This is a genomic window from Streptomyces sp. NBC_01244 (assembly GCF_035987325.1).
Classification (GTDB): Bacteria; Actinomycetota; Actinomycetes; order Streptomycetales; family Streptomycetaceae; genus Streptomyces.
In genome coordinates this window covers 364,449-386,223 of the sequence record NZ_CP108488.1, presented here as the reverse complement: position 1 = coordinate 386,223, position 21,775 = coordinate 364,449, and the positions used below count along the sequence as shown (strand labels likewise).

The window sequence follows — 21,775 nt, the reverse complement described above, 5'->3', positions numbered from 1 at the left end:
CCGGGTGTGGTGTTTCCCCCGCCCTGGGCGGACCTACTGAATACAGCCAGCGGCAGCGGGGTTTGAGGGATCGCAGTTGCCAGGGTTGTTGTTTGCGATGGTGGTGTGGTTGAGGGTGACGGTTCCGCCGTTGTTGTGGAGGCCGGCGGGGGCGTAGGCCGCGGTGTTGCGTGTGATGCGGGAGTCGTGGAGCGTCGCCTCGCCCTGGTTGTGCATGCCGGCGCCGGTTCCTTGAGTGACTGCGTTCCCGTCGATGAGGGTGTTGCGGGTATTGAGCGTTCCAAAGTTGTAGATGCCACCACCGGAGAAGCTTGCAGTGTTGCCACGGATGGTGGTTTGGACGTTGGTGGTGAGCGTGCCGAAGTTGGCGATGCCCCCGCCCGTTCTGGCGTCGTTGCTGCGGATCTGGCTGCTGGTGATGGTCGCGGAGGAACTGGTGTTGTAGACCGCACCGCCGAGGCCTTGTGCTTCGTTGCCGGTGAGGATGCTCGCGGTCAGGGTGAAGGGTGAAGAGATGGTGCTGTGCGCGATGGCTCCTCCGTTGCCACCGGTGACGGGGCCGGTGGAGTTGCTGGTGAAGACACTCAGATCTACGCGTGTGGTGCCGTTGCTCAGGATGGCACCGCCGTGGCCGGCTTCGGTGTTGTTGCTGTTGAAGTAGGAACCTACGACGCGGAGGCTTCCATTGTTGTTGTTGATGGCGCCGCCTCCGTTGCTGGAGGTGTTGCCGGTGAGGCGGGTGTTGGAAAGGGAAGCGACGGTGCCGAATCCCAGCTGGATGGCCCCGCCCTGGGCGCCTCCTCCGACTTTGGCTTTGGTGAGGGCAAGGTCTCGGAGAGTCAGGTTCCCGCCGGTGGTGGGGGGGAGGTTGAAGAAGCGGAATTCGTGGTCGGTGTTCTCGTCGCGGGTGATGGTGGCGTTGCGTCCGTTGATGGTGATGGGGCTGGTGACCTGGGGGAGCGCGGCCTGGCCGGGGCCGGCGATCTGCTCGGAATAGGCGTAGGTGCAGTCGCGGGCGAGGTTGAGGGTGTCGGAGGTGGTGGGGGTGCTGTTGGCGGTGGTGATGGCCTGGATGAGGGCGGCGGGGGAGCAGGTGACGTTGATGGTGGCGGCGTGAGCGGGGGTGGCGACCAGGCCGGCGAAACTGAGAGCGAATGCGGGCGCGGCGAGCAAGGTAGTGGCCTGGTGGGGGCGGCGCAGTGGCCTCATCGTCTGACTCCTTGTTGGGGGGAGGCGCCGGGGGTGATCCGATCATTGTTTACATCAGATCAACATCTATTCTTTTCGGGACACACCGGGCGTGTGCTGTGGGTTGCTCCGGCCTGCCCTCCACCCTCAACCCCTGCTCGGGCCTGCTGCCGCCGGAGGCGCGCGAGCACTGATCCGCCCGCCGATCGATGATCTGGGTGGTGCCGCCCGCTGACCGGGCATCGGCTGGAGTGCCTGCCGGAATTGGCTGGCAGGTGCATGACGGGTAAGTGGGGTGCGGGGCTACCTTCTTAGGGCTCCGGAGGGGCGGCTGTCCGAACGTGCGGCCACGGGCGGGCGGCGGCGGCGTCTCCAGTGCCCCGGCTCCGCCGAGGAGCCGGGTCCCCCCACGTATGAAGGAAGACGACCATGGCTCTGGGCACCTGGCTGAAACTCGGCACCTCCGCCGCCGCAATGGTTCTCGCGGCGGCAACCGCCGCGACCGCGGCACCCGCACCCGTACCGGCCGCCTCCGCAGCGGTAGTGACGCTCCGTTACGACGACAGCCGGGCCGGAGGTTGGGAAGCGGCCATCACGGCCGGGGTCGCTTCCTGGAACGCGAACGTCAGTAACATCCGGCTGGTGGAGGCGGCGCCCGGGGTCCGGGCCGAGATCGTCATCGTGGCCACCACCGGCTGGCCGCAGGCCACCCTCGGTCCGGTCCGTCCTGGGCGACAGGTGCGAGTCGAACTCGGCGCGCAGGCCGTGAGCCAGGGGTACGACAAGACGCGCATCGCCGCGCACGAGCTGGGCCACAGCCTGGGCCTCCCGGACACCAAGCCGGGGCCGTGCTCCCAGCTGATGTCCGGGTCCAGCGCCGGGACGGCCTGCACCAACGCCGTGCCCAACGCGACCGAGCGGTCCCGCGTGCAGAACGCGTACGCGAACGGGCTCGCGGCAACCGTGCCGACCGACGGCCGGGTACTCATCGACGCCCCCTGACCGGCGGCTCCGCGACGCGGGCCTTCGCGTGCGCGACCGTCGGGCGGACGACGGCGCCCTCGTCAGGTACGCGGTAGCCCTGCCCCGGGTCCGCGAGGCTGTTCTCCGGAGTCCACTCGAGGGTCTCCGCGGTCTCCGCACCTGCGTGGTGAGCTTTCGACCAGCCTCTGACTATCCGGGCGCGAGCCTCCACTTCGGTGCGTCCGCCTCGGGCGCCCGGGCCCAGTAGAGCTTGGCGTCGAGACCCAGCGCGGCGAGGAAGCCGTCCGATCCGGTCCCGGCGCCGGCGGGGGCACCCGATATGAGCAGCTCGGCGGTGGTCCACTGCGGTGTGCCGCTGCCGGTCAGAGCCGTGCCGAGGGTGCCGTCGGGGCCGCGGCCGGCTAGGGCGGGGCCGCACAGGCCCACCGCGCCGTAGCCCCCGACTCCGCCCACGTCGAGCACGACCGGGCGGCGGCCCGAGCCATCGAGGACGGCGGTTTGGACGGCCCCCGAGTCGGGCTTGCGAAAGAAGACCCGTATCCCGTCGCCGTCGCTGTCGGCACAGGCGGAGAGTCCGCTGACCGTGGTCGCGGGCAGGCCGCTCTCCTGGGGACGGTTGGAGAACGGGGCGCCGGGCGATGCCTGGGCCCAGACGAGTACGGACTTCTGGGTGGCTGTCAGCACGTGGACGCGGCCGGCCTTGTCGGTCGTGGCGGCCGGGTCGCCGTGCAGGCCCGAACCACCGATATCGCTCCACGCGGACCACTTTCCGTTCGCGTCCTGCTCGATCTGGTACAGCCTGAGGTCTCCTCCGCGTACGAACACCCTGAGGTGGCCGGAGCCGTCGACGGCAGCGGACGGGGCCGACAGGTCGGACAGGACGCTGGCGCCGCTCTGGGGCGGCGAGCCGAGCGGACGGAAGGGATCGAAGTCGCCCCCGGGGCGCTGCTGGACGGCGGTGACGACCTCACGGCGGTAGGCGGCACCCGGGCCGAGGTGGGTGCACGTGCCGAACACGGCGATGCGCCCGTCGGGCAGCCCCACCGAGGTGAGTCCGGCGTCGAGCAGGCCGACCGCCGCCTGCAGCTTCGGTCCCGTCCACGCGTCGTCCCTGCCGGACGGCTTGTGCCAGACGGCGAGCTTCTGGTCGAGGACGCCGAAGGCCCAGAGGCTGCCGTCGTCGCCGGGCTGGAGCCAGCGGGTCGAGTTGGAGCGGGAGTATCGGACCGACTGCGCCCAGTTGTTGCCGTACGGGCGATTGGAGACCTTGCGGTCGCCGCAACCCGCGGCACTGCCGCAGAAGTTGTCCTTCGGGTCCATCCAGGCGTACGTCTTCACCGTCTCAGCCTTGGCATCCGCCCCCGCCTTGTCGAAGGTGTGCGGCAGGTAGCTGGTGTTGTAGGCGTAGTAGCTCTGGACGGTGAAGTTCGGGCGGCCAGAGGTGGCGGCGTACTTCTGAAGCGCCGCCTGGGCGAAGCGGGCGCTGAAGACGTGGTCCTGGTGATCGATGATCTGATGCCTGACGCCCTCTCGGGCCGGCGTGGGGTCCAGGGTGCGAATGTGGGTGGGGCGGAAGCGCTGCATCAGCCCCACGAGCGCGTCGATGAGCTGGTCCCTGGTGTAACTGATGGGCTTGGCCGGGGTGCCGGACGTGAGGCACGGCTCCAGCGAGGGGGTCTGGCCGTTCCACAGACCGCGGAGGCTGTGCGGTACGTCCTTGTACATCTCGCGCGCTTCGCGCAGTTGTATCCAGACGAGGTTGATCTGGGGGTGTGTCCGGAGGGTGTCCAGCTCGGCGCTGCCGCCGCCGGTCGTGGGTATGGAGGTGCGTGTCCAGGGACTGCTCTTGTCGCCGGTCGCCATCTGCGCGTATGCCGCGCGTATGCCGTTCTGCCTGGCCTCGGCGTACTGCGCCCGGTTGGCGGGCGGCATGGGGTGCCCGGGGGACGCGTGCCCGGGGGCGTTGATCCCGTCGGCCTCCCCGGACGTCACGTACACCGAGGTCATCGGACGCCCGGAGCGTATGGAATGGCCCGTGTCCGGATTCATGAAGAACAGGTCGTCGTCGGCGTGGGCGACGATCTGCATGACCGACTCGCTGCTCACCAGGGGCGCTGCCTGCGCACTGCCCGTTCCCGCCCGGTCATCCGCGCCTTCGGTTCCGCCCGGCCAGGAAGCCGCCGCATACCCGGCGGCTCCGACGACCGCCACCGCCGCTGCGGACGTCAGCATGAAGTGCCTGCGGGACGGCGTCGATCGGTGCTGACTGGAGGTCATGTATCGGTCTTTCGGTGCGCGGCCCGGCAGGGCTCGTTTCGGGGCGTCAGCACCGCCCCTCCGCGTCCGGCCGCTCGTGCTGATCGGAGCAGACGTGATCAAAACCCGCTCCGATGGGGAGACGGAGTGAGCCAAAGCCGCGTTTATCGCGATCCGTGTAACTCTTGTCACACCCTGGCCACGCCCTCGTGCTGCGAGCCCGTGTGCGGGTCTGCACAGGGCCCGCGCAGGACGCTCCCCTTGGGCTCCTCACCCATTGCCTCGCATCCACAACGCTGCTTCGTCGCTGTACAGGCAGGCCTCTGTCACGCGCCAGAGCATCTGCGGGCCCGAACCACGCCTCCCTACGGGCCGTCTCCTCAAGTTCCGGCGTCAGGCCGGGGCGATCCGCGGCGACCTCGGCCAGGTCCGAAGGGAGATGCGGCAGGGAGGGCCCCTCGCCGGGCACCCCTCCGCATCAGGCCTCCGACCTGCCTGGATCAGCTTCCTAGGCTTGTCGGTCCCCGGTCAGGGCCTGGAGTGGTCGCCGGATCCAGGGAGTATCCGAACAGGCCCTGGTCGCCACCGACGTACAGGGAGCGGCTGTCCGGTCCGAAGGCGAGGGTATGCAGGGGACTGCGCGTGCGCATGAGGGTCTGTGTGGTTTCCTGGCCGGGGTCCCAGATCCGCACGGTCATGTCGGCGCCGACCGATGCGATCCTGGTGCCGTCCGGGCTGATGGCCACCGCGTTGACTTGACCGGTATGGCCGCTGAGCGTCCGTAGCAGCTGGCGGCTGTGGGTGTCCCAGATTAGGATCGCTCCCCGGTCCTGAGACACCGCCAGCCAAGTGTCATCGGGGCTGATCGACACGTCGGTGTGCGTTACCCATTCCTCGTGGCCAAGTTTGTGACTACGTGCCCACGACCGTCCGTCGGCGGTGAATATCTCGGTGTGATGCCAACAGGCGACCGCGAACCAGGTTCCGTCGGAACTGACGGCGACGGCACTGGCAAGACCGCTGTGGCGGATCTCATCTGGAGGCGAAAAGGTCACGTGGCCCGCCGTGCCCTCGAGGTTGACCGTGATGACCATCGAGTTGTCCGGTCTGACGGCCAGTGCCCGAGCACGGCGTCGCTGGGTTGAGTGCGATTCCTGCTCGGTGATGCGGTTGAACAGCCGTACCGATCCGTCTCTTCCGCTCGTCGCGATCATGGTGCCGTCCGGGCTGATGGCGACTACGTCGAGGTGGCCACGATGGCCGGTCAGTGTTCCGGTCTCCTCGCCTGTTGCGGGGTTCCACGTGCGGGCCAGCCCGTCGTCGCCGGTCGTCGCGAGCCATGTGCCGTCCGGGCTGACCGCGAGAGTACGTACGGCTACGACGGGGCGTGTTCCGCTGGTCGGCCCTGTACCGACGGAGGTGTCACAGATGCGTACTGCACCGTCGCGTGTGAGGGCGGCCAGCCACGTGCGGTCGGGGCTGATGGCGATGCTCCGCACGTGGGCGATTCCGGTCAGGGGGTTGAGTTCGGCACCGGTCTCCGCGTCCCAGAGCCGCACCGTGCCGTCAGTGCCACTGGCGGCCAGCCACGTACCGTCGGGGCTGACGGAGAGGGCGTCCACCGCACGGGGATGCGCCGTCAGCGTCCGGATCTCGGTGCCCGTGTCAGTGGTGTGCAGACTCACCGTGCCAACGTTCCCAACGATGGCGAGCCAGCTGCCGTCCGGGCTGAGGGCGGCGGCGCGCACTGGGCCCGTACCGCAGGTCGCGGTGGTCAGCAGGGTGCCGTCGGCGGTGTTCCAGGTCCGCACTGTGCCGGCGGAGTCGACTGTGGTGAGCAGGGCGCCGTCAGGGCTTGTGCCAGTCGCGCGTATGGAGTTCGGGGACCAGGTAGCCGGTGCGCCGGTCGGTAGGGCGAGAGTGCGCAGCCGCTTCCAGGAGGTGGTGCTCCACAGTTGTGTGGTGCCGTCGCGGTTGACGGTGGCAAGCCATGCGGCGTTCGGATCGGAGACCAGTGCGGTGACCCAGCTGGTGTTGCCGGCGAGTGTGCGCACGTGAGCGCCGGACGCCGTGTCCCACACGCGTACGGTTCCGTCCGCGCCTGCGGTGGCCAGCCACGTGTCCGTCGGGCTGATGGTCAGCGTGCCCAAGGGTCCGTTCTGTGCTCCTCCCAAGGTCCTGATCTCCGCGTCGGTGCTGACGCTCCGGATGCGAACGCTGCCGTCTTGGCCGGCGGTGGCGAACCATGTGCCGTGCGCGTTGACGGCCAGGGCGGTCGCGCCGTGGTTCGTGTCGGTGTGGCTGCGCATCAGCGACGGGTCGGGCAGGTCCGGTGGGGTCCACTTGTTGACCAGCGTGGGGTGGGAGGTGGGGAGGGGGATGTGGTGGGTGTTCCAAAGGGGAAGCGGCCCAAGTCGGCTGCGGAGCACGGCGTCGAGGGCCTCGGGCGGGTCGGTCGGTGCGAGCAGGGGTGCGGCGCGGGCCAGATCCCGCGCCATGGTGCGCGTGGCAGGGGTTCGAACGCGATCGAGGTCGCGGATGGCGGCGTTGGGCCCCAGACGCTCCAAGTGCGCTCTGATCCAGCGCAGGTCACCGGCCAGCGCCTGCGCAACGTCGCTCTGGTCGGCGTCCACGAGGTGTCCGATGAGGTGATCTTGCAGGTAGCGGCTTTCGGTTTGCCACCACGCTCTGACCACGGGCGTCAGGGTGTCCGACGCGGAGGCCGCCTGGGGGAGGTCCATGGCCAGGGAATCCACGAACGCGCGGTTCACCGCGGCCAGCTCGCCGGCGAGTTCCGCGCGCTGGTAGTCGCGGACGACGTCGTGGACCCGCACGACGCCCTCGGTTACGGCGGGGTCGAGAGAGAGGAGAGACAGGTCCGCCATCAGCTTGCACAAGGCTCGCGCCTGTGCTTCCTCCAGATCGCCGGTGGCCTGCCAGAGAAGGAGCACCAGCGGTACGGGGATGGCTTCGTCCTCGGCGAAGATGCCGAGTTCGGCGAAGCGGCGGGCGCCGTCGGGCGGTAGCAGGGTGGTGGCGGCCTGGATGCTCGCGCGCACGGCGGCGTTGCGTCGCTTGGGGTCGTTCAGGTCCAAAGGGGCATCGGGATCGTCCGCGCCGGTCGGCCCCTGCGCACGCAGCCGGGTGAGGAGCTGGTAGGCAGCGGCGGCGGGGTCGGCGCCGGTGGCGGCCTGAGCAGACAGACGCTGGTTGGCCATGCGCAGGAGCAGTGCCCACCGGCCCGTGGCGTCGACCAGGGCGCGTGAGATCGACTCAGGCAGATCCAGACCGTGCGTCAGGACCGCCAGCGCCTGCTGCGACGACATCCGGTCCACGGTGATGGGCCTCGATCCCGGTGGCAACACACCGGGGTTTCGCGTGGTCACCAGCCTGACGCAGGTGCGAGATGCACCCTGCAGGAACGGCGCCAGTTGCTCGGCCTCCCAGACGTCGTCCAAGACGAGCAGCATGCGGGGCTGCTCCGCGAGGAGGCCCGCCAGGTGTTGCCCTGCCAAGTCGGGGTCCTGACCGATGTCCCGTGCGTCGCCGGTGAGATATCGGGTCACCTCGGCCACCTTCGCCGCGATCGCCGATCGACCGCGTACCTCGCGCCCGATCGTGACGACGTAGACACGACCGCGGAAATGGCGGCGGACCTTGGGATCCGCGCACACCACGTTGGCCAGCATGGTCTTGCCGAAGCCGCCGGCACCGTGGAGGCCCGTGGTGATGCCCACCGCCCCACCACCCCGTCGACGGCACACCGCGGTGGCGACATCCCTCACCTCGGCCCTGTCCACCACCCACTCGGGAACCGTCGGCGCGGTGGACGGCGGGAGTCCTGCCCCGGAGGTCCGGTCGGTGCGGGACGCGCGCAACACCGCGATGAGGGCGGCAATCCCCGCGGTGGCTCCCAGCACACTGGCGACGGGGTCCGCCTCGCCCCAACCGTCGCGCACCGCCATCGCGCCCAGCCAGACCACCGCGGCCGCACAGCAGGCCACTCCGGCACGGACGCCCAAGTTCTTTCCCCAACCCATGGGGTTGATCCTCGCCGCCTGCCCCGCAGCACACCACCCCTTCGCCGTGGTCGGTGGACCGCGAGGTGTTCATCGGGAGCGGGGTTTTCCCTGCCTGTCCGGACCGTTCTCGGCGCGGCGTTCGATGCGGGGGAGCTCTGTTCCCACCGGAGGCCGGGGAAACCGGCAAGGGCCGCATCCCCCGCTATCGACCGGGGGATGCGGCCCTTTCGATCTTGGGGGTTGGCTGTTCCTCAAGGGAGCCGTGGTTCATGCTCCCGTGCGGAGGGTTGCCCATCCCTCGGTGGTGAAGCGCAGACCGGTTCAGCTGATGCTGAGGACTGCTGGCGCGGCGCCGTCGCGGCGGCCGGCGGGGCTCGGCTGTTGGGTCTGGTACTCGGCGAGCATGTGGAGGAAGTCCCGGACGTGTGCGATGGCCGAGGGGTGGAGTTCGGCCATGAGCGTCGCGGTGCGGGGCGCCGTCGCACGGTCCAGGGTGCTGCCGTCCGGCCCGTAGATGGCGCTGCCGCCGTTGGCCGGCCGGTCCGCGGGGCCTGCGACGGGATTGACGAACACGGTGTAGACGGTGTTCTCGAGAGCGCGGGCCGCAAGGTAGACGGCTGCCCGGTGTTCGTTTCCGGTGGCGAACGCGCTGAGGCACAGATAGGCGTGAGCCCCCGCCGCGGCAGCGGCTCTGGCGTGTTCGGGGAAGGACATGTCGTAGCAGACGCCGATTCCGAGCCGCCAGCCGTCGACTTCGACGCATCCTCCGCGGGAACCGGGGGTGAACAGGCGCGCCTCGTCGGCGTGCCAGAGGTTCTGCTTGTCGTAGACGACGGTGATGCGACCGGTCGGGGCCGCGGCCAGGACGGAATTGGTCAAGGTGCCGTCGGGTCTGCGCACCGCCGCGCCGAAGAGGACGACGGCCGCCCCCTCCGAGGCGGCGGTGGCGAGGGGCTTCAGCCGGGCGTCGGTGATGTGGCCGGCCGCGTCAGCCGCGATCTGGCAGGTTTCGGGGGCGCCGGCGATGGTCGGTAGATCGTAGGCGGACAGGTAGAGCTCTGGCAGGACCGCTACCCGGGCGCCAAGACGCGTGGCCCGGGAGATCAGCTCTGCGGCGCGCAGGGCATTGCCGGCCACATCCCCGGGTACCGCCTCCGTCTGTAGGGCGGCGAGGTGCAGGGGCGCAGTGGGCAGTGACGCACTCATCGGGAGGTCATGGGGGAAAGGCGGGCGTAGCCGGGCTTGGCTCCGGGACGTTCCACCTTGACCCGGGCATCGGAGAGTGGGAACGGGACCTGGGGCAGGGGCACGTCGAGGAGGAAGTCCCCGTACTCGGCGGACGGGTAGGTGCCCAGGGGGACTTCTTGGCCGTCGGATGACAGCAGGCTGAGGTGCCATTCGTCGGGGCCTGCTGCGCTGGGTCCGGTGGCGGCGATCCGTATCGCGTGCTCCGGAAGGAACTGGGCTGCCGCGACGACGGCGGTGCGCTGCACCGGAGCTCCCAGGGAGTGCATCGCCCCGTGCTTGACCAGGGGGTTGCGTGCGGTCGCGGGGGTGTGGACGGCGACGACCTCGCCGACGTACATGCGGTGGACGGGAAAGTCGACGGTGTTGCGCAGCACGCACTCCAGGGCCGTCACGCCACCGGTGACCCAGGGGGTGCGGGTGGCTTCCGGTGTGCCGAACTCGATGAGCTCACTGCTGGTTTTGTCGATGTCGCCGAGGGAGAAGCTGCCGGCGAAGTCGGCGAGTTCGGCTTGTTCCTCGGCGCAGAGAGTAAGGCTGAACTCCTTGGCCGTGGGCAGCAGGTTGCGTGTGTCGGAGCGCGGGCTGAGCACCACGGCCACGTACAACGGTTCCTTGTTCACGAAGTACGACCACTCCGCTGACATGACATTTACGCCGGATTCGTGGCGCACGGTGACGAGCCCGATCGTGCTTGTCAGCGTCTTCCACAGCTGAGCTGGGATGGTAGAGGACATTTTCACCCTGCCTGGGATAGCGTTGTTGCCGAATATCGGGGGTTCTGGGCATGCCGAAAACGCCGTGGCCTAAATCCCCCCTAACGCACTTTGATCATGGACTTGCCCATGGTCAAGTAATGGAATCTGTGATCTACGTCACCGGCGGATTCGCTTGCGTAGAATTTTCCTTCCCTATCTAGTGGATCTCGTTGGAGCGCTGAATTGCAGATCAGTCGCTCTTGAATCCGGGTGGGAGGTGTTCAACATGAAGAAGCCGGTTCGCCGCAACGTGCGCAACAACAAGTAAGCCTGAGGGCATCCTGAGGCCTGAGTTTGTCAGGTCAGGGGCCGGCCGATGGGGTCTTGTGATTCGCTCGGCCGGCCCTTTCCCGTCACCGTACCGTTTACGCGAGGGATAATCGTCGTGGAGTTGACAGACCGCATCATCCGGATCTTGCATGTTGACGGCGTGGGGCTTCTCGCCTCCGACGCGTTCGGCCGCGTGCACCTCCTCGACGAAGAGCTGCGGGTCATCAGGTCCTCGCCGCGCGTGCAGCACGGGCGTCCCTTGTACGGGCTGGCGGTCGCCGACGGATGGGTCATCGGCAAGGACCGCATGGGTGCGGTGATGCGCTGGTCCCTGGACACACTTGACATCGTCAACCGGCTGGACCCCGCGACGGTGTGCGATCCCTCTATGCTCATCGAAGGTGAGGAGCCCTCTCCCGTAAGTTCCCGGGGCATCGGGATCTGGGAGGGGCGCGTATTCATCACCAGCGGCTATCACCAACAGATGCTGGTCCTCGACCTTGAGACGTTCGACGTGCTCGAAATCAGGCCCAATATTTGTGAAGACAGCCCCATGGAATGGGCATCCACGGACCACCCGACACGGCATGCCGTCTCGGACAAGAATGGGAACCTTCGGTTCGGGAGTTTCTCCACGCTCGAATTCCCCCAGCTCGTAAAACTCGATGACGGAAATATTCACCGAGTGCGGTACGACGCCCGGCATGATCGGTTCTGGTGCACTCAGGACTTCGGTGAAGGCGAGACCGCTGACGTCGCCAACGGCGTCGTCCTCGTGTCCATGGACGGTGAGAAACTGGACGAATGCCTCTTCGCCCGTGATGATGTGGAATTCGTCATCTTCTCTCCCGACTATTTGCGGGCCTATTCCGGAGGATTTGACGGCGAGCTGCACATCTTCGACAATTCGGAGCGTGAACTGCGCATCGAGCGTACCGTCAGCGGGTTTTCGCACCAGCTCAGTGACATCACGCTCAGCGCGTCCGGTGACGTCTTCGTCCTGTGCCAGGACGGCGAGATCGTACAACTGGCTCCGGACGGCACCTTTGTCCGAGGTCTCGGTTTCCGCCGCCAGGCCGTCTGGGACATCCAGCCGTCGGTCGAGGACCCCGAGACCCTGTACTGCGCCACCGACTCGGGCGTCGCGGTCGCCGAAGTCCACCACACCGCGAGCGGACCGACCCTGCGCATCCAGGAGGACCACGAAACCGGTTACGGCTTCACGCGCCGTGTTGCCCCCGTCGACGGCGGCTGGATCGGAATCACCCGGGACCGCCACGTCTTCCGCGCGGCACGGGGCGGGGAAGTGCTGTGGACCCGCCGGCTGCCCTCGCTCCTCCACACCGTCGCGACGTCCCCCGACCGCTCGCGCACACTGATCGCCGGCAATGCCGGCGCCGTTGAACTCGACGCCGTCACCGGAGAGGAGCTGGAGACCCTCACGCTGGACGGGCTGCCGGTCTGGGCCTGCACCTACCTCCCCAACGGCGACCGTGTGCTGGCCACCCGCAACGGAGTCATCGCCGTCTTCGCGGAGCAGTCGGCCGAGCCGTCCTGGCGGCTAGACCAAGGCGAATACCCCAAACGCATGTGGGCCCAGAACGGATTCGTCTACGTCGTGGGCGACGGCGGACTGAAAGAGATCGAGATGGGGCGCGGCGTCACACGGCAGTGGACGGACCTGCTGTCGAACACCGCCGAGAACGCCACCATCAACGACGGTCTGGTGTGCGTGAGTTCTTACGGCATGCAAATCGCTGCCTACACCTACGACGACGACGAGTTCGTGGGCTTCCTCGAAGACCTGCCGGACTACCCGAAGGCGCTCACCATCGTGCGCGACACCGACGGTGCCGCCCACCTTCTGGCGGGTTCCCGCACCGGTCTGCTCTCGCTCTACCGTCTCGACAAGCCGTCGGAAGCCGGAACGTTCGCCAAGCTCGAGGACCGTTGGCTACCCCGCAGGTCCGCCCACTACACCCTGACCCACCACGACAACCCCACCACTGGTCAGGCGTGACACACGATGGCGCGACAGACCACAGCGATCACTGACCTCCCCCCGTGGCGCGATCGCAAGTTCCTGATCTTCGCTTCCGGGAACTTCGCGAACAACCTAGGTGAGGCGGCCTACAAGGTCGGCCTCCCGCTGTACGTCTACGAGCTCACGGGCTCCCTGACCACGATGTCACTCCTGGCCGCCCTCTCCCCGGCGATGCTGCTCCTCAGCCCCTGGCTGGGAGCGATCGTGGACCGGTGGGGGCCTCGGGTGTTCGTCGTCCCCGGACTCCTCCTCCAGCTCGTCGCGGCAGTGGCACTCAACCTCATCGCCCTCACCGGCGATATCGCCACCGTGCCGCTGTTCTGCCTGGCAGCGCTGGTGCAACTGGGCGGCGAGATGTACCGGGCCGGCTGGATCACCGGAGTACCGGGGATGTTCCCGCGCAACGCCGCCCAATCCAGAGCCGTCCTCAGCAGCCTGTTCGTGACGTCCAACATCGCCGGCCCGCTCGTCGTCGCGGCCGGCGTCGGCCTGGTCGGCTACCTCGGACTGCTGTGGTTCAACGCGGCCACCTTCATCGCCCCGATCATCGTGTGGCTTCTCGGCGTGCACCCCCCGGCAAGGAAGCGGCCCGTCGCGATCGACCGCCCCAGCCTCGACCGCCCCAGCCTCGGGCGCGACATCATCGACGGCTGGCACATCATCAAGGCCGAGAAGCGAGTCCTGTACGTGCAGCTCACCGCGCTGCCCCTGCACTTCGCCAGTGGTATCGGAGTCCTGGCCTTCATGATCTGGTACCTGCGCGACCACTGGGGGATGTCCGCGAGCGGCGTCAGCACCGCACAGGCAGTGGCCAACATCGGAGCCCTGGCGGGCAGCGTCTACATCGCGGCCCGGGCCCGCACCCGTCCACGTACGGTCCTGGCACTGTCAGCCGCCATCATGACCGCCGCGCTGTTCACCATGGCCATCCCCTCCACCTGGAGCTTCGTGGCGTGCATGGTGGCCTTCTTCACCATGCGCTCGGCCATGACCGCCGTCTCGGCAATGATCATCGTGAAATACCTGCCCCCCGAGGTCGTCGGCCGGGCCGAAGGCCTGTTCAACCTCATCGGCGGCGCGCCCCTGCTGCTCGCCCCGCTCCTCATCCCGCTGGTCCAAGGCACCTTCGGCAGCACCGCCGTCCTGATGTTCCTCGGCTCCGCGGCAGGCCTGTCACTGCTGTGCCTCGCCCGCTTCTGGCCGCACTGGAGCGACCCGGACCACACCAGCACCGACACACCCGTCAGCGGCGACGTACCCGTCAAGTAGCAAGGACACAGCCATGCGCACGATCAACTTGCCGGCCAACCCGAAAGGCCATGCCGCACCCATCACCCACGTGGCCCTGAGCACCGACGGCCGACGTCTCGCCAGCTGCTCCTACGACGGCACCGTGCTGATCTGGGACACCACCGACCCCACGCAACCGATCCAGACCACCCGGCTGCACCACCGCCGCCTCGTCAACGCCTCCTCCTGGAACCCCGTGGACCGCGCGCTCCTGGCCACTGCCTCGGCGGACAAGTCGGTCGCCGTGTGGCGCATACCGGACGAAGGCCGGGCCGACCTCGTCAACGTCCTCGCCCGCCACACCGACGACATCAACTCCGTCGCCTGGATGCCCGACGGCGAGCGCCTCATCTGCGTCTCCGAGGACGGCCGGGCCACCTTGTGGAACGCGCACAGCGGACGTTTCCTGGCCGAGGTCAGCTCCCACGCCGCCCACTGCATGATGGTCTCCGTCAGCCCGAACGGCCTCGTCGCCACCGTCGGAGAAGACGGAATGGTCGCCGTCAGCGACCCCGACACCCACCAGAGCCCCACCGTCCGCCACTACGACTCCTCCATCGAAGGCTGCGCCTGGTCCCACTCGGGCAAGATCCTGGCGGTCGCCTGTGACAACGGCACCATCGACCTGCTGACCGACACATTGGGCCATCTGCGCACCATCCAGGTGTCCAACTCCGCCGCCCGCACGGTGGACTGGACCGAGGACGACGCCACCTTCGTCGTCGGCGCCTACGACGGATCCCTGCACTTCTTCGACATCACAGGCGAACGCACCCACCAGGTGTACGACGCCCGCGTGTGGCCCAGGTCGGTGTCGGTGGCAAAAAGCGTAGTAGCCGTCGGCAGCTTCCGGGGCGGCCCCCACCTGTTCGATCGCGCCACCGCCAAGCCGTTGGCAGCCCCGGACACGGTGAACCACGGGCCCAACGCAATGGTCGTCCTGGGCCGAGAGCTCTTCGTGGGCTGCGACTCTGGAAGCGTCCTGGCCGTCGACCTGGACGCGGACCTCGACACCGCCGCCGTGCGCCGACTGGACCTGACCGACGGGCCCATCCTCTCGCTGGCCGCGCACGGCACAGCGCTCTACGCCGGCACCTACTCCGGACACGTGATCCGCCACGAGGGCGGCCGCACGCACATCAGCGAGCAACTCGGCGCCCCCGTGCCGTCCCTGTGCTCCGGCGGGCAGACGATTGTCGCCGGTACCTACAACGGCGAACTGATCGCCCTGGACCCGCGCACACTGGACGTCGTCGACCGCCGCTCCGCACACCAGGGTTCGGTGAAGTCGCTGACCGCGCTGCGGACCGGATTCCTGTCCGCGGCCACCGACCGTACCGTCGCGACCGGCACCTTCCGCGAACGCGCCACGTTGTGGGAACACGGCAACCTGATCAACGCCGTGGCAGTACTGGACGACTCCATCGCAGCCACCGCATCCCGCGACCACACAGTCAAGGTCGGCCGGTTCGAGGTCGACGAGAACGGCGAGTCGCAGATACTGAACCTGCAAACGCTCCTAGGCCCGGACGAATCCGTGAAGTGCGTCGGGCTGCTCGGCACACCGGACGCGCCGGTGGTCCTCGCGGGATCGTACGACTTCGCGCTCTACCAGTGGCGTGTGGACTGGCACGACAGCACCCGTACCCTCGCGTCCGGCCAGGTACTGGCGGAATTCAGCCAGGGCCTGTCCTGCATGTGCCCCCTGGACGGGTCCCGGGTCGCCGTCGCCGGCTGGGACGGCCAGATCGTGGTGGTCGGGCAGGACTCCGACGGGCAGGTCCGCCTCCAGCGCACCCTGCATGTCAACGAGCTGGCGGCCACCGCTCGCCTCCAGGAGAAGGGCGTGACGGCATGACGCACGCTTCCCGGACCGTAACCACCCCTCCGGTCACCGTACGAGCCCGGGTCCGCATCACCCTGGAACGCACCGGAGGACAAGGAGCCGAACTGCTCACCTTCACCGGGCTCCCCGATCCCGGCGAACACGTCGCCGTGGTGCTCGCCGAGACGAGTCCGGGCATCCCCCTGGTCCGTGTGCACAGCGAGTGCCTGACGGGCGATGTCTTCGGCTCGGCCCGCTGCGACTGCGGCCCACAGCTCGACGAGTCCCTGCAACTCCTCGCCACCGAGGGCGGCATACTCCTCTATCTCCGGCAAGAAGGCCGCGGCATCGGCCTGTACAACAAGATGGATACCTACCTGCTCCAAGACCACGGGAAGGACACCTTCGAAGCGAACCGTCTTATTGGCCGGGGCGCGGACGAGAGGGAATACGCGGTCGCCGCCGCGATGCTCCACGCCTTGGACGTCCCGCGCATCCGGTTGCTCACGAACAACCCCGAGAAAGTCCGGCAACTACGCGACCACGGAGTCGACGTAGTCTCCGTCATCGCCACCACGGTGCACGTCACGGACGAGAATGCCCGCTATCTCGAAGCGAAGGCACGGCTGGCCGGGCACACCCTGGCCCTGGGCGAACGGGAGACGGTATGAGGCTCGAGGACGTGGCGAACTCCCCTCACTTCCAGGAGCAGGCCGCCCTGGCGCAGAGAGGGGATGTTCGCCCGTCGGCGTCGATGGCACGCCAGTTGCTCGGGACGAGCACCGAGCAACTGACCGCGCTTCTGGCCGACCGGCGGGCACCGCTGCCTCAACGACTGGCAGCGGGCGGAATCCTTGCCCTGACCGGCGATCCGCGCATGACCACCACACCGGCCACCTGCTTCGTCCCGGGCGGCCGGACAGAAATCGGACTGCCACCTGAGGCGGTCGCGGACGTCGTCGCCACCTGGGCGCACGTGGGTGTCGAACAGTCCTGGATCGACAAGGAGACGCCTGCCCACACCGTCCATCTCGACGACTTCTGGATCGGCACCTACCCCGTGACCAACGGCGAGTACCGGGACTTCCTCGACGACACCGGCCACCCCGGCCGCCCGACCACCTGGTATCTCGGTGCCTATCCCTACGACCGCAGCAACCATCCCGTCGCAGGCATCGAGCCCGAGGACGCGGATGCCTATACGAACTGGCTGAGCCGGCGCTCGGGCCACCCGTGGAGGCTGCCCACCGAAGCCGAATGGGAGCACGCGGCCAAAGGAGACGACGGCAGGCCGTTCCCCTGGGGGGAGGCCTTCGACCCCGAAGCGGCCAACACGCGCGAGACCGGAGTGCACACCACCACTCCCGTAGGAGCCTTTCCCGCCGGACGCTCCCCGTACGGAGTCCACGACATGGGCGGCAACGTCGAGGAGTACGTCGCAGACCTCTACCTCCCCTATCCCGGAGGCCCCTACGTGGAAGACCACCTCGTGGAGACCATGGGCGCCTACCGCGTCGCCCGCGGAGGCAGCTTCGCCCGCTACGGAGACCTCACCCGCACCCGCCGCCGACACGGAGCATTCCCCGGCCCGCTGTACCCGGTGGGCTTCCGGATCGCGACAAGCAACCTCCCCAACCCGACGGAAGCAGCACCTGACAACCCCGGTAGGGACGCTGAGGCGCACCACAGGTGAGCGACTTTGAGCTCCTATAGACCGTCAAACCGCAAGAGGTCCTCGGCGGTCAGCCTCCGGGTGGTGTCGACACGGGTCGTGGCTGAGGGCGGCGGGCGTCGTCGTCGCGGCGTTGACGGTCAGCGCGGGCACGGTGATGCCGGCGGCCGCCGATTCCGACCCTCGGGGCTACCTCACGAAGATGAAAGCCCAGGAGATGTGGAAGGTCGCGGACGGCAGCGGCATCACGGTGGCCGTCATCGACAGCGGCGTCAAGGATCAGCCTGCCAGCCCGACGTGCGTCGATCCGGAATTATCGGAGTCCGGGAGTCCGGGAGTCTGAGGATGTCGAGAACGTGTCACCGGCTCCGACCCAGGGACATCAGCGGCCACCACCCGCCGCGCGAGAACGAAGGAGAAGCCGCCATGGCGATTCAGCGGATGGACAACGTCGGCATCGTCGTCGAGGACATGGACGCCGCCATCGCGTTCTTCGTGGAACTCGGTATGGAGCTGGAGGGCAAAGCGGAGGTCGCGGGCCTTGTCGCCGACCAGTGCACCGGCCTCGACGGCGTCCATTGTGACATCGCGATGCTCAGCACCCCCGACCGTCACAGCCGGCTCGAACTGGCGAAGTACCGCAGCCCTGCGGCCATCAGCGCCGGGCCGCGCGACCGACCGCACAACATCCTGGGCACGCACCGCGTCATGTTCGCCGTCGACGACCTTGAGGACACCGTGGCCCGCCTGCACCCGCACGGCGCCGAACTTGTCGGCGAGATCGCCCGGTTCGAGGACAGCTATCTGCTCTGCTACCTCCGCGGCCCGGCGGGCATCATCGTCGGACTGGCCGAGCAACTGCGCTGAGCACGAGGGGCGGTGTGCACCGAGCAGGGCTGCGCGCGTGCTCAACCGGCGTTGATGCGGTCGAGCAGGGCCCGAGCCTCGGTGGTGCGGCGGTGATCCGGGCCGAAAGCGGCCAGGCAGGCGTCGTGCGCCGTCGCCGCGAGCTGGCGGGCCTCGGTGTCACGGCCCAAGCCCAGGAGGGCGGTGGCCGCGGCCAGTTCAACGGCGCCGGTTTCCGCGCGGTTCTGTTGCTGGGACAAGCTGCGGCGCAGTTCGTCGGCGCGCTCCGCTTCGGCGAGAGCGTCCTCGTAGCGGTCTTGGCTACTCAGGCTGCGGGCCAGCCCGAGACGCAGGACCAGGTGAACCGGTCCGGTACTCGATGGACGGCGAGTGCCTGGCGCGCCAGTGCCTCTGCCTCCGGGTAGCGGCCGAGCGCGGTCAGCACCTGGGCGCGGTCCGAGCGCAGTTTCAGGGTCTGCGGGTGTCCTGCGCCGAAGGTCTTGCCGAAGACCGGCAGCAGTGCGTCGTATGTGGTGACGGCCTCGGCATGGCGGCCCTGGGCGCCCGCCGCGAGCGCCGCGATGCCCAGGGCCAGCGGTGCGTACATGTCGTTGCGCGGCCGGGCCCGGGCCGCGGCCACGGAGCGTGCCTCCGCCTCGGCCTCGGCATAGCGCCCCGCCAGATAGGAGGCCTCGGCTCGGGCCAAAGGGGTGGCCATCTGACCTGCTTCGCTTCGGCCGCGCGAACGACGATGGTCAGGCTCGGGCGGGTGGTGGTCGGGAACCGCAAAACCCAGTGGCTCGTGAACGGGTAGAGGGCACGCAATGCCGACTCCGCGTGGGCCGCCTCGATCAAAGCCCGGCACGCCTCCTTCCAGGAGGCGGACTCGAGTGTGTCCGCCTCCTGGTGCAGGACCTGCCACTCGGATGCGGAGCGGAGCCTGAGGCCGTAACGGTGACGGCGCCGAGGCAGCCATCCGCTAACGAGAGCGTGACCTGTCCGGAGCGCGTCTCGGAGATGATCACTTCAGCGGTGATCCGCTGGCCGGCTTCGACTGCCTCGGAGGGGTGGTTGATCCAGCCCCACGTGAGGTCCGGCACCCGAATGAAGCCGGTACAGAGGCCGTCCGGTTCGCCGTCGACGTGAACGAAGACCCCGAAGTTGTGAACCTCGGAGACTGTCCCGGCCACGACCTGCCCCCGTTCAATCGAGAGCAGGAAGGATCGCAGGGCCGGGACTTCGCACGCCCTGGCGGAGAGGTGAAGCTGACCTTCGCGCCAACGCCCGATCTCCTCGGCGCTGATCTCCTGGCCGACCTCGAACAGCTCGGATGGATGCTCCATCCGGCGCATCGACGCCTCATGCCGAGGAATCCGAGCGATCTCGGCTTCTTCCCCCTCGACTTCTTCCCCCTCGGCATCTACGACCTGCACCAGGACGTCCGCCCCGTCGAATCCGGTGACCTTGACCGTTCGCACGGCCCCCGGCCGGAGGTGGTCGACCAAGGACTGCAATGCGAGGGTCAGGGGCTGGCTCGGACATGGGCGTGAGCCTGGTCGGGGTCGGCCTTCCGGGCCGCACGCGGCTCAGAACTTCGGGTCCGGGGACTGGGCCGCGCACAGCTCCGCGGCCTCCTCCTGCGTCTCGACGGCGGGCGGGGAACCGTCGAGCGGTTTGCGCGCGGTCTCCTTCATGCAGGCCACGGCGATGATGCCGACCAGCGCCGCCCCCATCGAGTAGTAGGCGGGCATCAGGTTCGAGCCGCTCCAGCTGATCAGGGCGGTGACCACAAGCGGGGTCGTCCCGCCGAAGAGCGAGGTCGACAGGTTGTAGCCGACCGACAGGGAGCCGTACCGGACCTGCGTCGGGAACAGGGCGGGCAGCGCGGCGGACATCGTCGCGAGCATGCAGACGAGCGACAGCCCCAGCGCGAGCATCCCCAGCCCGACCGCGATGACACTGCCCTGGCGGATCAGGAGGAACGCGGGCAGAGAGAGCAGGAAGAACCCCGCCATGCCCGTCATCAGCACCGGTTTGCGGCCGAAGCGGTCGGAGAGTTTGCCGACCCGGCTGATCACCAGCATCAGGAAGATCATCATGCCCAGCAGGACGAGCAGGCCGTGCGTCTCGCTGTAGCCCAGCTCGTCGGACAGGTAGGTCGGCAGGTACGACAGCACCAGGTAGACGTTGATGTTGTACGCGCCGACCAGGCAGACGCACAGGACCAGCGTCGGCCAGTAGTCGCGGAAGATCGTCGCGAGGTCGCCCTTGGTGGTGGTCTCCACGGCGTCCGCGGCCTCCGAGGCGAGCGCCTTGCCGCCCTCCAGCTTCCGGAAGGCAGGGGTCTCGTCCAGGCGCAGCCGCAGATAGAGGCCGACCAGGCCCAGCGGCCCGGCGACGAGGAAGGGGATGCGCCAGCCCCAGGTCTCCATCTGGCCGTCGTCGAGCACGGCGTAGAGCGTGGTCACGAGGCCGGCCGCGCCGACGTACCCGGCCAGGGTGCCGAACTCCAGGAAGCTGCCGAAGAACCCGCGGCGCTTGTCGGGCGCGTACTCGGCGATGAAGGTGGAGGCGCCGCCGTACTCACCGCCGGTCGAGAAGCCCTGGATCATGCGGAAGAGGATCAGCAGGGCGGGTGCCCACAGGCCGATCGCGTCGTGCGAGGGGATGAGCCCGATCGCGAACGTGCCCACCGCCATCATGATCATGGTGAGTGCCAGGACCCGCTTGCGGCCGAGGCGGTCGCCCATGGGGCCGAAGAACATCCCGCCCAGCGGCCGCACAAGGAAGGCCACGGCGAAGGTGGCGAACGAAGACAGCAGCTGGGTGGTGTCGTTCCCGGTCGGGAAGAAGACGTGTCCGAGGGTGACGGCCAGGTAGGAGTAGATGCCGAAGTCGAACCACTCCATGGCATTGCCGAGGGAGGCCGCCTTGACGGCACGCATGACCGTCGCCTCGTCCGTGACGGTGATGTCCGTCCTGCGGAGTCTGGGATTCCTGCGCTGCCTGATGACACGGAAGAGGATGGGATGGCGCTTCACCGCTTCGGGATCGGCCACCTGCGGGGGATTGGGGGCCACCATGGGCCTGTCCTTTCCTCGGTGGGTGTTCCAGCAATCCCGTCTGCGCGATCATCGTGCTCGCAAACGGTCCGGACGGCCGAATGCGATGTGGATCACATCGTTCCGGAACCCGGAACCCGGAACCCGGAACCCGGAACCCGGAACCCGGGATCAGCGGAGCCGCAGACCGGGACGACCGACGGCCTCGACCTCGCCGTGGCCCCGATCGTGCTTCCGTGATGCCTGCGACTGCAGGAGGAAGCGGGCTCTGAAGAGAGCGAATGAGGCTCTGCCGGACATCTGCCAGTCGGTG

The 21,775-nt window shown here is 68.4% G+C and carries 17 protein-coding genes and 1 pseudogene; 8 read left to right on the top strand and 10 right to left on the bottom strand.

All coding sequences use genetic code 11. The features are described 5' to 3' along the window. Positions 1-33 precede the first annotated feature (33 nt). Positions 34-1,173, bottom strand: a complete 1,140-nt coding sequence (locus OG247_RS01620; protein ID WP_327250455.1) for a hypothetical protein — start codon at positions 1,171-1,173, stop codon at positions 34-36. Positions 1,174-1,617: 444 nt separating this feature from the next. On the opposite strand from OG247_RS01620, the gene OG247_RS01615 reads away from it, so the two are divergent. Next, complete coding sequence (locus OG247_RS01615) at positions 1,618-2,190, top strand: snapalysin family zinc-dependent metalloprotease (RefSeq protein WP_327250454.1); 573 nt, start codon at positions 1,618-1,620, stop codon at positions 2,188-2,190. Between the two features lie 171 nt (positions 2,191-2,361). On the opposite strand, the gene OG247_RS01610 is transcribed toward OG247_RS01615, so the two are convergent. The 4 genes from OG247_RS01610 to OG247_RS01595 all read right to left on the bottom strand — a co-directional run bounded on the left by OG247_RS01610 (position 2,362) and on the right by OG247_RS01595 (position 10,432). After that, on the bottom strand, positions 2,362-4,449 hold the full coding sequence (locus OG247_RS01610) for a PIG-L family deacetylase (RefSeq protein WP_327250453.1): 2,088 nt from the start codon (positions 4,447-4,449) through the stop codon (positions 2,362-2,364). Between the two features lie 479 nt (positions 4,450-4,928). Next, positions 4,929-8,411 (bottom strand): NB-ARC domain-containing protein, encoded by a 3,483-nt coding sequence (locus OG247_RS01605; RefSeq protein WP_327250452.1) that lies wholly within the window; start codon positions 8,409-8,411, stop codon positions 4,929-4,931. A 360-nt stretch (positions 8,412-8,771) separates the two neighbouring features. Further along, positions 8,772-9,656 (bottom strand): carbon-nitrogen hydrolase family protein, encoded by an 885-nt coding sequence (locus OG247_RS01600; protein ID WP_327250451.1) that lies wholly within the window; start codon positions 9,654-9,656, stop codon positions 8,772-8,774. Further along, positions 9,653-10,432 carry a flavin reductase family protein gene (locus OG247_RS01595; RefSeq protein ID WP_327250450.1) on the bottom strand — a complete coding sequence of 260 codons (780 nt, stop codon included), beginning with the start codon at positions 10,430-10,432 and terminating at the stop codon, positions 9,653-9,655. The genes OG247_RS01600 and OG247_RS01595 overlap by 4 nt, the downstream gene beginning before the upstream one ends. A 406-nt stretch (positions 10,433-10,838) precedes the next feature. Between OG247_RS01595 and OG247_RS01590 the strand changes: the two genes are divergently transcribed. The 7 genes from OG247_RS01590 (at position 10,839) to OG247_RS01560 (ending at position 18,421) form a co-directional block, all read left to right on the top strand. Continuing rightward, complete coding sequence (locus tag OG247_RS01590) at positions 10,839-12,743, top strand: WD40 repeat domain-containing protein (protein ID WP_327250449.1); 1,905 nt, start codon at positions 10,839-10,841, stop codon at positions 12,741-12,743. Between the two features lie 6 nt (positions 12,744-12,749). Further along, positions 12,750-14,036, top strand: coding sequence for an MFS transporter (locus OG247_RS01585; RefSeq protein WP_327250448.1), 1,287 nt, complete (start codon positions 12,750-12,752; stop codon positions 14,034-14,036). A gap of 13 nt (positions 14,037-14,049) precedes the next feature. After that, positions 14,050-15,915, top strand: a complete 1,866-nt coding sequence (locus OG247_RS01580; RefSeq protein ID WP_327250447.1) for a WD40 repeat domain-containing protein — start codon at positions 14,050-14,052, stop codon at positions 15,913-15,915. Next, complete coding sequence (locus tag OG247_RS01575) at positions 15,912-16,553, top strand: GTP cyclohydrolase II (RefSeq protein WP_327250446.1); 642 nt, start codon at positions 15,912-15,914, stop codon at positions 16,551-16,553. Before OG247_RS01580 ends, OG247_RS01575 begins: the two co-directional genes overlap by 4 nt. Positions 16,554-16,564: 11 nt before the next feature. After that, the gene (locus tag OG247_RS01570; protein ID WP_327250445.1) at positions 16,565-17,575 is read left to right on the top strand and encodes a formylglycine-generating enzyme family protein; all 1,011 of its coding nucleotides are present in this window, start codon (positions 16,565-16,567) and stop codon (positions 17,573-17,575) included. A gap of 112 nt (positions 17,576-17,687) precedes the next feature. Then, positions 17,688-17,897 (top strand): hypothetical protein, encoded by a 210-nt coding sequence (locus tag OG247_RS01565; protein ID WP_327250444.1) that lies wholly within the window; start codon positions 17,688-17,690, stop codon positions 17,895-17,897. An 83-nt stretch (positions 17,898-17,980) separates the two neighbouring features. Next, positions 17,981-18,421, top strand: a complete 441-nt coding sequence (locus tag OG247_RS01560; RefSeq protein WP_327250443.1) for a VOC family protein — start codon at positions 17,981-17,983, stop codon at positions 18,419-18,421. Between the two features lie 41 nt (positions 18,422-18,462). Here OG247_RS01560 and OG247_RS01555 read toward each other — a convergent pair whose 3' ends face one another. The 5 genes and pseudogenes from OG247_RS01555 to OG247_RS01535 form a co-directional block, all read right to left on the bottom strand. Further along, positions 18,463-18,660: a hypothetical protein gene (locus OG247_RS01555; RefSeq protein WP_327250442.1), complete on the bottom strand. Its 198-nt coding sequence runs from the start codon at positions 18,658-18,660 to the stop codon at positions 18,463-18,465. Between the two features lie 65 nt (positions 18,661-18,725). Next, positions 18,726-19,118 (bottom strand): tetratricopeptide repeat protein, encoded by a 393-nt coding sequence (locus tag OG247_RS01550; RefSeq protein ID WP_327250441.1) that lies wholly within the window; start codon positions 19,116-19,118, stop codon positions 18,726-18,728. A 68-nt stretch (positions 19,119-19,186) separates the two neighbouring features. Next, a pseudogene (locus OG247_RS01545) lies at positions 19,187-19,312 on the bottom strand (DUF6193 family natural product biosynthesis protein); the annotation flags it as partial. Beyond that, the gene (locus OG247_RS01540; RefSeq protein ID WP_327250440.1) at positions 19,252-19,905 is read right to left on the bottom strand and encodes a S1 RNA-binding domain-containing protein; all 654 of its coding nucleotides are present in this window, start codon (positions 19,903-19,905) and stop codon (positions 19,252-19,254) included. The gene OG247_RS01540 and the pseudogene OG247_RS01545, both read right to left, overlap by 61 nt. Positions 19,906-19,986: 81 nt before the next feature. Further along, positions 19,987-21,483, bottom strand: a complete 1,497-nt coding sequence (locus OG247_RS01535; RefSeq protein WP_327250439.1) for an MFS transporter — start codon at positions 21,481-21,483, stop codon at positions 19,987-19,989. Between the last annotated feature and the right edge of the window lie 292 nt (positions 21,484-21,775).

Coding starts and splice junctions, on each gene's coding strand:
- OG247_RS01615 (WP_327250454.1), top strand. CDS start 1,618: ATGGCTCTGGGCACCTGGCTGAAACTCGGCACCTCCGCCGCCGCAATG.
- OG247_RS01610 (WP_327250453.1), bottom strand. CDS start 4,449: ATGACCTCCAGTCAGCACCGATCGACGCCGTCCCGCAGGCACTTCATG.
- OG247_RS01600 (WP_327250451.1), bottom strand. CDS start 9,656: ATGAGTGCGTCACTGCCCACTGCGCCCCTGCACCTCGCCGCCCTACAG.
- OG247_RS01595 (WP_327250450.1), bottom strand. CDS start 10,432: ATGTCCTCTACCATCCCAGCTCAGCTGTGGAAGACGCTGACAAGCACG.
- OG247_RS01585 (WP_327250448.1), top strand. CDS start 12,750: ATGGCGCGACAGACCACAGCGATCACTGACCTCCCCCCGTGGCGCGAT.
- OG247_RS01580 (WP_327250447.1), top strand. CDS start 14,050: ATGCGCACGATCAACTTGCCGGCCAACCCGAAAGGCCATGCCGCACCC.
- OG247_RS01575 (WP_327250446.1), top strand. CDS start 15,912: ATGACGCACGCTTCCCGGACCGTAACCACCCCTCCGGTCACCGTACGA.
- OG247_RS01560 (WP_327250443.1), top strand. CDS start 17,981: ATGGCGATTCAGCGGATGGACAACGTCGGCATCGTCGTCGAGGACATG.
- OG247_RS01550 (WP_327250441.1), bottom strand. CDS start 19,118: ATGGCCACCCCTTTGGCCCGAGCCGAGGCCTCCTATCTGGCGGGGCGC.
- OG247_RS01535 (WP_327250439.1), bottom strand. CDS start 21,483: ATGGTGGCCCCCAATCCCCCGCAGGTGGCCGATCCCGAAGCGGTGAAG.